General features: G+C 72.5%; 7 protein-coding genes. 2 read left to right on the top strand and 5 right to left on the bottom strand.

Annotated features, from left to right (window positions below; translation table 11 throughout):
- Positions 1–144 precede the first annotated feature (144 nt).
- The 5 genes from nudC to IOD14_RS06780 all read right to left on the bottom strand — a co-directional run bounded on the left by nudC (position 145) and on the right by IOD14_RS06780 (position 10667).
- On the bottom strand, positions 145–1089 hold the full coding sequence (gene nudC, locus IOD14_RS06800) for an NAD(+) diphosphatase (RefSeq protein ID WP_123991521.1): 945 nt from the start codon (positions 1087–1089) through the stop codon (positions 145–147).
- Between the two features lie 156 nt (positions 1090–1245).
- Positions 1246–2664, bottom strand: a complete 1419-nt coding sequence (locus IOD14_RS06795; protein WP_212669876.1) for a dipeptidase — start codon at positions 2662–2664, stop codon at positions 1246–1248.
- 4 nt (positions 2665–2668) lie between these two features.
- Positions 2669–6217: an ATP-dependent DNA helicase gene (locus tag IOD14_RS06790; RefSeq protein WP_212669875.1), complete on the bottom strand. Its 3549-nt coding sequence runs from the start codon at positions 6215–6217 to the stop codon at positions 2669–2671.
- A 110-nt stretch (positions 6218–6327) separates the two neighbouring features.
- The gene (locus IOD14_RS06785; protein WP_212669874.1) at positions 6328–10014 is read right to left on the bottom strand and encodes a UvrD-helicase domain-containing protein; all 3687 of its coding nucleotides are present in this window, start codon (positions 10012–10014) and stop codon (positions 6328–6330) included.
- A 266-nt stretch (positions 10015–10280) separates the two neighbouring features.
- On the bottom strand, positions 10281–10667 hold the full coding sequence (locus IOD14_RS06780; protein ID WP_123991517.1) for an MGMT family protein: 387 nt from the start codon (positions 10665–10667) through the stop codon (positions 10281–10283).
- 186 nt (positions 10668–10853) lie between these two features.
- Here IOD14_RS06780 and IOD14_RS06775 point away from each other — a divergent pair, with 186 nt between their 5' ends.
- Together IOD14_RS06775 and IOD14_RS06770 are read left to right on the top strand one after the other, a co-directional pair.
- Complete coding sequence (locus tag IOD14_RS06775; RefSeq protein ID WP_123991516.1) at positions 10854–13535, top strand: lysylphosphatidylglycerol synthase transmembrane domain-containing protein; 2682 nt, start codon at positions 10854–10856, stop codon at positions 13533–13535.
- A gap of 82 nt (positions 13536–13617) precedes the next feature.
- Positions 13618–15162, top strand: a complete 1545-nt coding sequence (locus IOD14_RS06770; RefSeq protein WP_212669873.1) for an alpha/beta hydrolase — start codon at positions 13618–13620, stop codon at positions 15160–15162.
- The last annotated feature ends 104 nt before the right edge of the window (positions 15163–15266 follow it).

Here is a 15266-nt window from a genome sequence, read left to right as displayed (position 1 = left end):
TGGCCGCCCCCGCGCGGGTGCGCTCCTTGACCCGCGATGCGGTCGATCTTCAGGATATGGACGCGTCGGCCCCGCACGGTCCGGAAGGCGGTCCCTGAGGTGTTTCAGGGGCCGCCTTCTTCTGTCCGCGCTGACGTGCCTGCCTCAGACGAAGCTCCTCGTCGGCAGCGGCTTGCCGTACCAGAGCTCGATCAGCCGGGCCGCGATGGAGATGCCGTACGGCGGGAGGACCTCGCCGGACTCGAAGGCGGCACCCAGTTCGTCGCGGGAGAACCAGCGGGCCTCGTGGATCTCGTCGCCGTCGACGTCGATGTCGGTGGAGGTGGCGCGGGCCATGAAGCCGAGCATGAGGCTGGAGGGGAACGGCCAGGGCTGGCTGGCGACGTACTCGACCGGTCCGACGGTGATGCCGGCCTCCTCGAAGACCTCGCGCCGCACCGACTGCTCGATGGACTCGCCCGGTTCGACGAAGCCAGCGAGGGTGGAGAATCGGCCCTCCGGCCAGTGCACCTGGCGGCCGAGCAGGATGCGGTCCTGGTCGTCCGTGACGGCCATGATCACGGCCGGGTCGGTGCGCGGGTAGTGCTCGGCGCCGCACGCGGGGCAGCGGCGGATGTGGCCGGCCGCGGCGATGACGGTGCGCTCGCCGCAGCGGGAGCAGAAGCGGTGGGTGCGCTGCCAGTTCTCCAGGCCGACCGCGTGCACCATCAGGCCCGCCTCGCGCGCGGACAGCAGCAGCCCGGCCTCGCGCAGACCGGCGGGACGCGCGGACTGGTCGATGCGGCCGGGGAGGGCGTCCTTCTGGAGGGCGAAGTAGCGGACGCCGTCCTCGTCGATGCCGAGGAAGTAGCGGTGCGCCTCGGTGAGCGGGGCCTCGAAGGACGGTGTCATCACGAGTTCGGTACGGCCGTCCGCCGTCTCGTCGATGAGGACCTGGCCGCCGGAGACCACGAAGCAGCGGGTCGTGGGGTGACTCCATGCCGCCGCGAGCCAGGCCTCGTCGAGCCGGTGGTGCGCGGCGCGGTCGATGCCGCTGGGGGCGGTGAGCGAGACGGGACGGTCGGCTGTGTGGTCGGTCCAGGTGGTCACGGGTGCTTCCAACTCCCCCGGTGCAGCGGATTGTTTCGGCGGGCGGTTCGGCGGTACGTACGGCGCGGGGCGGCCGGGTCCGGCGGGGCTGCGCGGTGCGGGGCGGCCCTTCCGGTGTGCCCCGCGCGCGCTGCCGGTCCGGGCGGCGCGGGACGGTCAGGGCGCATGACTCCAGTGCTCGGCGAGATCACCCCACAGGTACGCGGCGGTCTCGACGCCCTTGAGCAGCAGATCGAGCTCGACCTTTTCGTTCGGCGCGTGCCAGCCGTCGGAGGGGACGGAGATGCCGAGGAACAGCACGGGCGCGCCGAGGACTTCCTGGAGGTCGGCGGCCGGGCCCGAGCCGCCTTCGCGGGTGAAGCGGACCGGCTGGTCGAAGGCGCGGCCCATGGCCCGTACGACGGACTGCAGGGCCGGGTGGTCCAGCGGGGTCAGGCACGGGCGGGTGGCGGCGGCGAAGGTGATCTCCTGCCGGATTCCGGCGGGCACCTGTCCGTCGGCCCAGGTGCGGACGGCCTTCTCGATGCGGCCGGGGTCCTGGCCGGCGACCAGTCGGAAGGAGAGCTTCACCATCGCGGAGGACGGGACGATCGTCTTGCTGCCGGGGCCCTGGTAGCCGCCGCCGATGCCGTTGACCTCGGCGGTGGGGCGGGCCCAGACGCGCTCCAGGGTGGTGTGTCCGGCCTCTCCGTGAGTGGCGCGCGACTTGGCGGTGCGCAGCCACTGCTCCTCGTCGAAGGGCAGCTCGGCGAAGAGCTCGCGTTCACGGTCGGTCAGTTCGACGATGCCGTCGTAGAAGCCGGGGACCGCCACACGCGCGTGCTCGTCGTGCAGAGCGGCGACCAGGCGGGCGGCGACCGTGGCCGGGTTGGGGACGGCGCCGCCGAAGGAGCCGGAGTGGATGTCCTGGTCGGGGCCGTACAGGCGGATCTCGCACTCGGCGAGGCCACGCATGCCGGTGCACACGGTGGGGGTGTCCTCGGCCCACATGCCGGTGTCGGAGACGATCACGGCGTCGGCGCCGAGCCGGTGTGCGTGCTCCTCGACGAGGGCGCGGAAGTGCGGGGAGCCGGACTCCTCCTCGCCCTCGACCAGCAGCTTCAGGTGCACCGCGGGGGCGGTGCGGCCGGTGGCGGCGAGGTGGGCGCGGACACCGAGAGTGTGGAAGAAGACCTGGCCCTTGTCGTCGGCCGCCCCGCGCGCGTAGAGGCGGTTGTCGCGGACGACCGGCTCGAAGGGGTCGGTGTCCCAGCCGTCCTCACGGGCGGCGGGCTGTACGTCGTGGTGGCCGTAGACAAGAACCGTGGGCGCCGCGGGGTCCTCGGCGGGCCACTCGGCGAAGACGGCGGGCGCGCCCGGAGTCTCCCAGACCTCGGCCGTGGGGAAGCCGGTCTCCTTGAGCTTGGCGGCGAGCCAGTCCGCGCTGCGGCGTACATCGGGTCCGTGGTCGGGCTGGGCCGAGACGGACGGGATGCGCAGCCATTCGGCGAGGTCGTCGAGGAAGGCGGCGCGGTGCTGCTCGATGTACGTGCGGACGGCGCTGACGGCACTGTCAACGGGATGGCTCATGGTCATGAGCCTATCGGCCCGCACCGACATCCTCGTTGGGCGGTTCCTCACAGTCTGCCGACTCGGGACTGTTCGATCTCCCTCCCGGTTCCTGGGTGAGGAGCCGCTCCAGGGCTGCCCTGCCGGGCAGGTTTCTGGGGCGTACGACGTCTCCGGTGCGCACGTAGAGGAACGCGGCCGTGACCGATTCCACAGGCACGCCCTGGCGCTCGGCCCAGGCCAGCCGGTACACGGCGAGCTGGAGGGGGTCGGCGGTGCGGGTGCGGCTGGTCTTCCAGTCGACGATCTCGTACGTCGTGCCGTCCCCGTCGTCGTGCCGGTACACGGCGTCGATACGGCCCCGGACCACGCGGCCCGCGATGGCGAGCTGGAAGGACGTCTCCAGGCGGTAGGGGGTGCGGTGGGCGTACTCGGTTCGTTCGAAGGCGTCCTTGAGGGCTTCCAGGTCGCGTTCGTCGGCGATCTCGGCGTCGCTGCCGGGCAGGTCGTCCGGCTCCAGCATGGGCAGGGTCAGGGCTTCGAAGCGGGCCTCGACCCAGGCGTGGAAGCGGGTGCCCTGACGTGCGGCGGGTTGCGGAGGGCGCGGCATGGGGCGCGCGAGTTCGCGCGCGAGCCCGTCGGGGTCGGCGGCCAGGAGGAGCACCTGGGACGCGGTGAGCGACGCGGGCAGGGGTACGTCGGTGACGGCTTCCCGCGCGCGCAGGAGCTCGCCGGTGAGGGCGTCGAGGTCGCGGTCCCAGGAGGCGATGGCGCGGGCTTCCTCGGGGGTGAGGGCGCCCCGTTCCGCGGGGTGGGGGCGTGCCGGTGCGGTGGCGGTCTCCGGGGCCGTGGCCTGGTGCGGGACGGCCGGGCGGTCCGGTGCGAGGGCCTCCCAGTCGTCGGGGAGGTCTTCCCCGGCGATCTCGCCCTCGTGGGCGATCTCGTCCTCGTAGGGGGGTTCGTCGTCGTACGGCGGTTCTTCGTCGTACGGCGGTTCGTCGTGCGGTGGCGGGGGCCAGTCCGGGTCGTCGTAGGTGCCCGGGTCGTGTTCGGCGGCGGAGTGGGTGTCCGGGTGGGCGGCGAGGTCCTCCAGGTGGTCCAGGACCGTCTGGGCTGCCGCCCGGCGTCGGGAGAGGGCCCTGTCGTCCAGGGGGAGGGGCCAGATCTGGTCCTCGGTCCGGCTGTGCAGCGCCGGGTTGTCCTCGTCCTCGGCCGGTTCGTCGGCCCAGGCTTCGATCTCGCCGTGGCCGGCCGCGCAGTGGTCGTGCAGGGCCTGGAGGAAGTCGGACGGTCCCCGGGGCTTCTTCTGCGTGGGGCCCCACCAGTGGCCGGAGCCGAGCAGGAGCGAGCGGGGGCGGGTGAAGGTGACGTAGCCGAGACGGAGTTCCTCGGTGTGCTGGTGGTCCTTCATGGCCTCGTGGAAGGCCCTCATGCCGCGCGCGTCCCAGGAGTCGATGTCCGGGAGGGTGTCGGTGTCGCCGCGCAGGGCGTGCGGCAGCACCTTGCCCTGGGCGGTCCACTTCTCGCGGCCCTGGGTGCTCGGGAAGGTTCCGGAGACCAGGCCGGGGACGGCGACGACATCCCACTCCAGGCCCTTGGACTTGTGCGCGGTGAGCACCTTGACGGTGTTCTCGCCACCGGGCAGGGCGTTGTCGAGGCCCTTCTCGTACTGGGCGGCGGTGCGCAGGAAGGCGAGGAAGGCGAGGAGCGTCGCCTCGTTGTCGCCCGCCGCGAACGAGGCGGCGATGTCGAGGAAGTTGGAGAGGGTCTCACGGCGGCGAGCGGCCAGCGCGTGCGGGGACGCCGACAGCTCGACCTCCAGGCCGGTGACGGCGAGGACCCGGTGCAGGACGTCCATCAGGGGGTCGGCGAGGGAGCGGCGCAGGTCGCGCAGTTCGGCGGCCAGGCGCGCGAACCGCACGCGCGCGTCCGGCGAGAAGGGCAGCCCGTCCTCGTCCTCGTCGTCGCTGTAGAGGGGAGTCTCCAGGAAGGTCTCCAGGGCGTCGGCGAGCGATATCACCTCGGCCGGGTCGACCCCCTCCACGGCCTCGGCGAGCCGGCGGTCGGGGTCGTCGTCGGCCACGCGCGTGTGGGACACCAGGCGCCGGGCGCGCCGCCCCAGGAGGGCGAGGTCGCGGGGGCCGATGCGCCAGCGCGGGCCGGTCAGCAGGCGGACCAGGGAGGCGTTCGCGCCGGGGTCCTGGAGGACCTCGCAGACGGCGACCAGGTCGGCGACCTCGGGCAGGTGCAGCAGGCCCGAGAGTCCCACCACCTCCACCGGGACGTCTCGCGCCACCAACGCGCCCTGGATCTCGGCGAAGTCGGTCGCCGTGCGGCACAGGACGGCGATCTCGCCGGGCTCCTTCCCGGTCCGCACGAGGTGGGCGATGGAGTCCGCGAGCCAGTCCATCTCCTCGGCGTGGGTGGGCAGCAGGGCGCACCGCACCATGCCGTCGCGTTCGGCGCCGGGGGCCGGGCGGAGGGCCTCCACGCCCGCGTGCATGGCGCGCAGGGGCTCGGCGAGGTCGTTGGCGAGGTCGAGGAGGCGGCCGCCGCTGCGGCGGTTCTCGCTGAGCGCCTGGCGGGTGGCGGGCCTCCCGTCGGGGTGGGCGAAGTGCTCGGGGAAGTCGTCGAGGTTGGCGACGGAGGCGCCGCGCCAGCCGTAGATGGCCTGGCAGGGGTCACCGACGGCGGTGACCGGGTGGCCGGTGCCGTCGCCGAACAGGCCTGCCAGCAGGACGCGCTGGGCGACGGAGGTGTCCTGGTACTCGTCGAGCAGCACCACCCTGAACTCGTCGCGCAGGACGCGGCCCACCTCCGGGATGCCCGCGAGGCGTGCGGACAGGGCGATCTGGTCCCCGAAGTCGAGCAGGTCGCGTTCGCGTTTGGCGGCGCGGTAACGGACGACCAGGTCGGCGAGTTCGCGGCGGGCCGCGGCCGCCTCGGGGACCTTGCGCAGGGCGTCGTTGGTGAGTTTGGCGCCCTGGAGGGTGAGCAGCAGTTCGGCGTCGTGGGCCCGCACCTGCTCGGGGCGGACCAGGTGTTCGGCGAGCTCGGCGTCGAGGGTGAGGAGATCGCTGACCAGGTCGGCGAAGGACCGGGTCAGGGCCGGGTAGGGGCCCGGGGCCTCGCGCAGCACGCGCGCGGCGAGCTGGTACCGGGTGGCGTCGGCGAGCAGCCGGGAGGTCGGCTCCAGACCGATGCGCAGACCGTGGTCGGTCAGCAGGCGGCCCGCGAAGGCGTGGTAGGTGGAGATCACGGGTTCGCCCGGCGGGTTGTCCGGGTCGATGACGTCGGGGTCGGTGACGCCCGCCTTGATCAGTGCCTTGCGGACGCGCTCGGCGAGTTCCCCGGCGGCCTTGTTGGTGAAGGTGAGACCGAGGACCTGTTCGGGGGCGACCTGGCCGGTGCCGACGAGCCAGACCACGCGGGCCGCCATCACCGTCGTCTTGCCCGAGCCGGCGCCGGCCACGATCACCTGCGGTGCGGGCGGCGCCGTGATGCAGGCCGTCTGCTCCGGGGTGAACGGGATGCCGAGGAGCTCCTTGAGCTGATCGGGATCGGAGATACGGGCGGGCATGTCGCAGAGGCTAGCGGCGCGCACTGACAACCGAGGACGAATCACCCCTCGCTTCGCGAGAAGCGCAGGTCAGCACGTGTGGTGCGACTGATCACACCGGCGTGACCACGTCACTCCACGACGTGCCGGCCTTCCGGCTGGGCGCTGCACGACGCCCGGAAGGCGCAGTGGGAGCAGTGCTGCCCCGCGTTCGGTGTGAACCGTTCGTCGAGGACCTTTCCCGCCGCCGTGGCGAGCAGGTCGCCGACCCACTCCCCCTCCAGCGGTTCCTGTGCCTGCACCTTGGGGAGGGTCTCGCCGCCGTCCCGCTTGGGGGCGCCCTGGCGCAGCTGGACGAGTTCGGCGCCGCCGGGTTCGGGCCGTACGCCGTCGAAGGCCTCGTCGACGGCGCCCTCGCGGACGGCGAGCTGGTAGACGGCGAGCTGGGGGTGGTGTTCCACCTCGGCGGAACTCACGGGCTGCTTGCCGGTCTTGAAGTCGACGACGTACGCGCGTCCCTCGCCGTCGGCCTCCACCCGGTCCATCTGGCCGCGGATGCGCACCTCGACCTCGCCCGCCTCGAGGGTGACGTCGAAGTCGTGCTCGCTGGCCACCGGTGTGCGGCCGGTGCGGTCCATGACGTGCCACTTCAGGAAGCGTTCGAGCGCCACGCGCGCGTTCTCCTTCTCCTGCGCCGACTTCCAGGGCGCGTCGAAGGCGAGCGCGTTCCACACGGAGTCGAGGCGCTCCATGAGGACGGCCAGGTCGGCCGGGGTGTGCCCGGAGGCGACCTCGTCGGCGAGGACGTGCACGACGTTGCCGAAGCCCTGGGCGACCGTCGCGGGCGCGTCGGCCTTCACCTCGCGGCCCAGGAACCACTGGAGGGCACAGGTGTTGGCGAGTTGGTCGAGTGCGCTGCCGGAGAGCACAACGGGCTGGTCGCGGTTGCGCAGCGGCACCTTGGACTCGGTCGGCTCGAACATGCCCCACCAGCGGTAGGGATGGGCCGAGGGCACGAGCGGGCGGCCGTCCTCGTCGGCGAGGGCGGCGAGCCGGGCCAGGCGCCGCGCGGCGGCCTCCCTGAGGGTGTCCGAGACCCGTGGGTCGACCGTCGTGGCGCGGAGTTCGGCGACCAGGGCGGCGACGGACAGCGGGCGGCGGGGGCGGCCGGTGACGTCCTTGGGTTCGACGCCGAGTTCGGTCAGGAAGCGGGAGGGCTGGTCGCCGTCGTCGGCCGGTGCCTTCACCGCCGTGACCACGAGTCGCTCACGCGCGCGTGTGGCGGCCACGTAGAAGAGGCGGCGCTCCTCGGCGAGCAGGGCGCCAGGGGTGAGCGGTTCGGCCAGTCCGTCGCGGCCGATGCGGTCGGCCTCCAGGAGGGAGCCGCGGCGACGCAGGTCCGGCCACAGGCCCTCCTGGACACCCGCGACGACCACCAGGCGCCACTCGAGGCCCTTGGAGCGGTGCGCGGTCATCAGGCGGACGGCGTCAGGGCGTACGGCGCGCCGGGTGAGGGTGTCGGCGGCGATGTCCTCGGCGTCGATCTCCTCCAGGAAGTTCAGGGCGCCGCGGCCTCCGGTGCGCTCCTCCGCGCGCGCGGCGGTCGCGAACAGCGCGCACACGGCGTCGAGATCGCGGTCCGCGTTGCGCCCTGCCGCGCCGCCGCGCCGGGCGGCCCGTTCCAGACGCCCGGGCCACGGCGTGCCCTCCCACAGGTCCCACAGCGCCTCCTCGGCGCTGCCGCCGTTCGCGAGGCGCCGCCGGGCCTTGCCGAGCAGCGCGCCGAGCCGCTGGGCCCCGCGCGCGTACGCGGGGTCGTGCACGGCCAGACGCTCGGGCTCGGCGAGGGCACGCGCGAGCAGCACGTCGGAGGGCGGCGGCAGGGCGTTGCCCGCGGCCCGCTCCTCGTCCCGCAGGGCCCGCCCGAGGCGCCGCAGATCCGCGGCGTCCATACCGGCGAGGGGCGACGCGAGGAGGGTGAGGGCGGTCTCCGTGTCGAGCCAGGCGGTGTCCGCCGAGGGGTCCTCGGTGGCGTGGTGCGGTTCTTCGCCGGAGGCGGGGGGCGGTTCTTCGCCCGAGGCGGGGGGCAGTTCTTGGTCCGAGTCGGGGTGCGGTGCTTCGCCGGAGGCGGGGTGCGGTTCTTCGCCCGAGGCGAGGCGCAGTTCTTCGCCGGAGGCGGGGCGCGGTTCTTCGCCCGAGGCGTCCTGCGGTCCGGCGGCCGGGTCCTGCGGTGTCTCGTCCGGTGCCTCGTCGTCGGGGACGTCCTGCGGCTCGTCGCTGGACACCGACGCCACGTCCTGCGGTGTCTCCTCGCCGGAGACGTCCTGCGGGTCATCGCCGGCCACTGTCTGCAGGTCGTCGCCGGCCCCCCGTCGGGACGCGTCGGAAGCGCCGTCCTCCTCGACCCGTACGGCACCCCCCGCGGCCTCCGCCAAGGCCACCGCCCGGAGGGCCGTCAGCAGGGGTGCCACCGCCGGTTCGTGCCGCAGGGGCAGGTCGTCGCCGTCGATGTCCAGGGGGACGCCGGCCGCGGTGAGCGCGCGGCGCACCGTCGGGATCGTGCGCGCGCCCGCGCGGACCAGAACGGCCATCTCACCCCAGGGCACACCGTCCTCCAGGTGCGCCCTGCGCAGGATGTCCGCGATGTTGTCCAGCTCCGTGCCGGCGGTGGGGTACGTGAAGACCTCGACGTGGCCGCCCTCGCGGACCGGGGCGAGTTCGCGGTGGGCGCGAACCTTCTGCGCCGGCAGCCGGGTCAGGGGCATGCGCTGGGTCAGCAGGCGGGTCGCGGCCAGCAGGCCGGCTCCGGAGCGGCGGGAGGTGCGCAGGACCTCGACGGGGGCAGCCCGGCCGTCCGCGCGCGGGAAGGCGTACGGGAAGTCGAGGATGCCGTTCACGTCCGCGCCCCGGAACGCGTAGATCGACTGGTCGGGGTCGCCGAAGGCGACGAGGGTGCGGCCGCCGCCGGCGAGGGCCTGCAGCAGCCGCACCTGGGCCGGGTCGGTGTCCTGGTACTCGTCGACGAACACGGCGTCGTACTGGGCGGCGAGTCGCTCGGCGACCTCGGGGCGGCGGGCCAGGAGCACCGCGCGGTGGACGAGTTCGGCGTAGTCGAGCACGCCCTGGAGGTCGAGGACGTCGAGATACTCGGCAAGGAAGGCCGCCGCGGCCCGCCAGTCGGGGCGGCCGATACGGCGGGCGAAGGCGTCCAGGGCGCCAGGGCCGAGGCCCAGTTCGCGGCTGCGGGCGAGGACCGCGCGGACCTCGTCGGCGAAGCCGCGGGTGGTCAGGCAGGCCCGCAGTTGGTCCGGCCAGCGCACGTGCGCGAGGCCGAGCCGTTCCAGGTCGGGCTGGCCGGCGAGCAGTTCACGCACGGTCACGTCCTGCTCGGGTCCGGACAACAGCCGCAGCGGTTCCACGAACAGGTCGCTGTCCTGGTGGGCGCGGACCAGGGCGTAGCAGAACGAGTGGAAGGTGGTCGCCTGCGGCGCGCGCGCCGCCCCTGTGCGCAGCGCCATGCGGTCGCGCAGCTCGACGGCCGCCTTGCGGCTGAACGTCAGCACGAGCACGCGCGCGGGGTCCCCTCCACGGGCGATTCGTGAGGCCACCGACTCGACGAGCGTGGTGGTCTTCCCGGTGCCCGGACCTGCAAGAACGAGCAAAGGGCCGCTTCCGTGCTCAACCACGGCGCGCTGGGCGGCGTCAAGACGAGGGGGATCCACGCGGGCCGGTGGGGTACGCACCAGTCGGTAAGCGCCACGGGCCCCCTGTCGCACCTGGGAGTGCGACAGACGCCTGGTGGAGGAAGAGGAGCTCACGTGGTTCGCCGGTCCTGGTGGGTGTGCTGTTGGGCGGCCCGCCGCGCGTGGGGGGCGGTGGACGGGGGATGAGGGGGACGCGTGCAGCCGACGCTACGCCGACGAGTGGAGCGGAAGCAGGGCTTCCCCTTCTTCCCTCGAACCACTCACGACACCGCCGACCCGTGCGTCCCTCGCCTCACGAACGTACGCCATGCCTCGGACGTGCCCCGTTTCCCCCGTACGGGTCAGGGGGTGCCCATGGGCCCGCACGATGGCGGAAGCTGTCAGGTGTGACCCTCCGCGCGTCCGTCGCCGTCCCAGCGCGCCCGCTTCATGTCGAGGCGGGGCAGGTGCCCCTCGGCGGCTCTGCTCGCGCCCTTCAGGGGTGTGCCCTCCACGCGGTAGTGACCGAGTGCCTCGAGCTCGTGGCCCGGCAGCAGGACCCCGTCGGCACGCACGACACGCCACCACGGCACGGGCGACCCGTACAGGGCCATCACCCGGCCCACCTGGCGGGGGCCGCCCTCCTCCAGCCACTCGGCGACATCGCCGTACGTCATGACGCGCCCGGGCGGAATGCGTTCGGCGACGTCGAGGACCCGCTCGGCGTACTCCGGCAGCGCGTCCGGATACTCCGGGTGGGCGTCCTGAGGAAGGCTCTGCTCGCTCATCCGCCCCATCCTGCCCCACGCCACCGACAATGTGACGGGCTCGCGACCGTGCGTATCCCTCGCCCAGGGACGGCGCTTCGGGCAGACTGTGCGCCCCCGCATGTGCACCCTGACACCCTCGTGTGTCGGTGGGGCATGCCACCATCGTGCGGGCGGTGACTGGTGATACGAGATCAAGAAGAGACGATGACGCCACAGGGTGTGCACCCGGAGGACGCCGAGAGCACCTCTGACGCTTCGTCGCGCCCCGACACCGCCGACGCCGAAGAGGCGCACGTCGACGAGGTCGAGCGCGACGAACCACTGCTTCCCGCGCGCGTGCACCGGCCCTCCGACCTCATGCGACTGCTGGTCGGAGTGCTGGCCGTCGTGATCCTGCTGGCGATCGCCGCGTTCGCGCACGGCACCACCTCGGGTCTCGAACAGGACATCAACAAGGGCACCGGGCAGGCGCCCGACCTGCTCATCAAGATCGCCGGCCTCGCCTCCAGCATCGCGATCCTCCTGGTGCCGGTCGCGTTCGCGATCGAACGGCTCATCAAGCGCGACGGGCTGCGGATCGCCGACGGTGTGCTCGCCGCGGTCCTCGCCCACGGTGTGACGCTCGCCACCGACCTGTGGGTCGCCAAGGCCGCACCGCACTCGATCCAAGAGGCGCTCACCCAGCCCTCCCCCGGTGACATCCACGCCCTCACCGATCCCGTGCACGGCTATCTGGCACCTGTCATCGCCTACATGACGGCCGTCGGCATGTCCCGCAGGCCGCGCTGGCGGGCGGTGCTGTGGATCGTGCTGATGCTCGACGCGTTCTCGATGCTCGTCACCGGCTACACCACACCGTTCTCGATCATCCTGACGGTGCTGATCGGCTGGACGGTCGCCTACGGCACGCTGTACGCGGTCGGCTCGCCCAATGTCCGGCCCACCGGGCAGACGCTGATGGCGGGCCTCAGGACCGTCGGCTTCCACCCGGTCAGCGCGGCCCGCGAGGAGGTCTCGGAGTCCGCGGAGAACGGCGACCGCGGCAGACGCTACTTCGTCACCCTGGAGGACGGGCCGCCGCTGGACGTGACGGTGGTCGACCGGGAGCAGCAGGCGCAGGGCTTCTTCTACCGCGTGTACCGCAACCTCACCCTGCGCGGCTTCGCCACCCGCAGCAGCCTCCAGTCGCTCAGGCAGGCACTGGAGCAGGAGGCGCTGCTCGCCTACGCGGCGATCGCGGCCGGCGCCAACGCACCCAAGCTGATCGCCACCTCCGAACTCGGTCCCGACGCCGTGATGCTGGTCTACGAGCACACCGGCGGGCGCACGCTCGAGTCGCTGGCCGAGGACGAGATCACCGACGAACTGCTGCGCAACACCTGGCGTCAGGTGCAGGCACTGCAGTCGCGGCGCATCGCGCACCGCAGGCTCGCGGGTGACGCGATCTTGGTGGATCGTTCCGGCGCGGTGATCCTCACCGATCTGCGCGGCGGCGAGATCGCGGCCAGCACCCTGCTGCTGCGCATGGACGTCGCCCAGCTGGTGACGACCCTGGGGCTGCTGGCGGGCGCGGAACGCGCGGTGGCCTCGGCGGTCGGCATCCTCGGCCCCGACGCCGTGGCCGACTGTCTGCCGATGCTGCAGCCGATCGCGCTGACGCGCTCCACGCGCGCGACCTTGCGCCGACTGGCCCGGGAGCGGGCCCAGCGCGAGCGCGAGGCCGTCCTGGAGGCATCCCAGCAGGCCAAGCAGGCCCGTCTGGAGGAAGCGTCGGAGGACGCCAGGCCCGTACTCGAGAAGCCCGACAAGAAGACCGTCAAGGCGGAGGCCCGGGCGGAGAAGCGGGCCATCGACGAGGCCATCGAGGAGTCGCGCGAGGAGGACCTGCTGACGCAGATCCGCCACCAGGTGCTGCTGATCAGGCCGCAGGCGCCGGTCGAACCGGCCCGCCTGGAACGGGTCAAGCCGCGCACCCTGATCAGCTTCATCGCAGGTGCCATCGGCGCGTACTTCCTGCTGACGCAGCTCACCCACATCGAGTTCGGGCCGCTCATCGAGAACGCCGAGTGGGGCTGGGTCGCCGCGGCCGTGCTGTTCTCGGCGTGCAGCTACTTCGCCGCGGCCATGGCGCTGCTGGGCTTCGTGCCCGAGCGGGTGGGGTTCCTGCGGACGGTGGCGGCCCAGGTCGCCGGCTCGTTCGTGAAGATCGTCGCACCGGCCGCGGTGGGCGGTGTGGCGCTCAACACGCGCTTCCTGCAACGTCAGGGGGTGCGGCCGGGTCTCGCGGTGGCGAGCGTCGGTGCCTCGCAGTTGTTCGGGCTCGGCTGCCACATCCTGATGCTGCTGTCCTTCGGCTATCTGACCGGTACCGAGAAGACACCGTCGCTGTCGCCGTCCCGGACCGTCATCGCGGGTCTGCTGACGGTGGCGGTGCTCGTGCTCGTCGTCACCTCGGTGCCGTTCCTCAGGAAATTCGTCGTCACGCGCGTGAGGTCGCTCTTCGCGGGTGTCGTGCCGCGCATGCTGGACGTGCTGCAGCGGCCGCAGAAGCTGGTCACCGGCATCGGCGGCATGCTGCTGCTCACGGCCTGCTTCGTGATGTGCCTGGACGCCTCGATCCGCGCCTTCGGCCAGGAGGGGACGTCGCTCAGCATCGCCAGCGTCGCCGTCGTCTTCCTCGCCGGCAACGCGCTCGGTTCGGCCGCCCCGACACCGGGCGGTGTGGGCGCCGTGGAGGCCACTTTGACGGTCGGTCTGATCGCGGTGGGACTCCCCAAGGAGGTCGCGGCACCGGCCGTCCTGCTGTTCCGTCTGCTGACGCTCTGGCTGCCGGTGCTGCCGGGATGGCTGGCCTTCAACCAGCTGTCGCGCAAGGGCGCCCTGTAGTCCGTCCTGCCCCGGCCGGAACAGGTACCCCTTACGGCTCGCGCCCCGAGCGTCCACGCACGCGTGAGCGCAGGATGGGTACATGCCGAACGCCCCTCGCCTGCGCGGCGCCGCCCTGACCGCCACCGCCGTCCTGCTGGCCTCCGCGCTGGCGGGCTGCGGCGGCGACTCCCAGGACGAGGACCTCTCGGCCCAGGAACTGAGCTGGAAGGACTGCCCGGCGCCCTCCCGGGCCGAGGGCGGCGGAGACGCACCCTCACCGCTGCCCGGCGGCGACGCATGGCAGTGCGCCACCCTCAAGGCGCCGCTCGACTGGGCCGAGCCCAAGGGCGACACGATCAAACTCGCGCTGATCAGGGCGAAGGCCAGCGGCGCCGAGGACAAGCGCATCGGCTCGCTCGTCTTCAACTTCGGCGGCCCCGGCGGCTCGGGCGTCACCACCCTGCCCGCCTTCGGCTCGGAGTACGCGAAGCTGCGTACCCGCTACGACCTGGTGAGCTTCGACCCGCGCGGAGTCGGCCGCAGCGCCCCGGTGGAGTGTCTGAACGACCTCCAGCTCGACGTGTACTTCGAGCAGGACGGGACCCCTGACACCTCCGCCGAGCGCACCGCGCTGCTGAACAACACCAAGGAGTTCAACGCGGCCTGCGAGGAGAACTCCCGGAAGACACTGCCGCATCTGCGCACGACCGACGCGGCCCGCGACCTGGACCTGATGCGCCAGGTCCTCGGCGACGACAAGCTCCACTACTTCGGCATCTCGTACGGCACCGAACTCGGCGGCGTCTACGCCCACCTGTTCCCGAAGAACGTGGGCCGCGCGGTGTTCGACGCGGTCGTCGACCCCACTCAGAACAGCGAGCAGGGTTCGCTCGGACAGGCCGAGGGCTTCCAGCTCGCGCTCGACAACTTCGCCGAGGACTGCACCTCGCAACTCACGGACTGCCCCGTCGGCGACACCGCGCAGGACGTCAGGAACCGCATCGCGAAACTGCTGGCGGAACTCGACAGGAACCCGATCCCGGGCATCGGGCAGCGGCTGCTGACCCAGACCGCCGCGACCAACGGCATCGCGCAGGCCCTGTACTCGAAGGACTTCTGGGAGTACCTCACCGAGGGCCTGGAGCAGGCGTACGACGGTGACGGCAGGGTCCTCATGCTGCTGTCCGACTCGATGAACGGGCGCAGCGAGAACGGCGAGTACAGCAACATCGCCGCGGCCAACATCTCCATCAACTGCGCCGACGACAAGCCCCGCTACACCTCCGCCGACGTCGAGCGGAAGCTGCCGGAGTTCCGCGCCGCGTCACCGCTGTTCGGCGACTTCCTGGCCTGGTCGATGGTGACCTGCACCGACTGGCCGGTGGCGGGAGCGGCCGACCATCCCGACGTGCGCGCCACCGGCTCGGCGCCGATCCTGGTCGTGGGCAACACCGGCGACCCGGCGACGCCGTACGAGGGCGCACGGAAGATGGTGGAGGCGCTCGGCGAGGGCGTCGGGGTCGAGCTGACGTACAAGGGGCAGGGGCACGGGGCGTACGACAGCAGGAACAAGTGCGTCCAGGACGCGGTGGACGGCTATCTCCTCACCGGGAAGGTGCCGTCGGCCGGGACCGTCTGCTCGTAGCGCGGGACCGCCTCAACTCCACGAAATCCGCTGGTCACAGGGTTATCCACAGGCTCGGACGGGTGCCACGTGATCGGCCTACCATGGCCGGACCGACGTTCGTG

This window comes from Streptomyces sp. A2-16 (assembly GCF_018128905.1).
GTDB lineage: Bacteria > Actinomycetota > Actinomycetes > Streptomycetales > Streptomycetaceae > Streptomyces.
The sequence above is the reverse complement of the archived record's forward strand: the minus strand, read 5'-3'. Positions and strand labels throughout refer to the sequence as shown.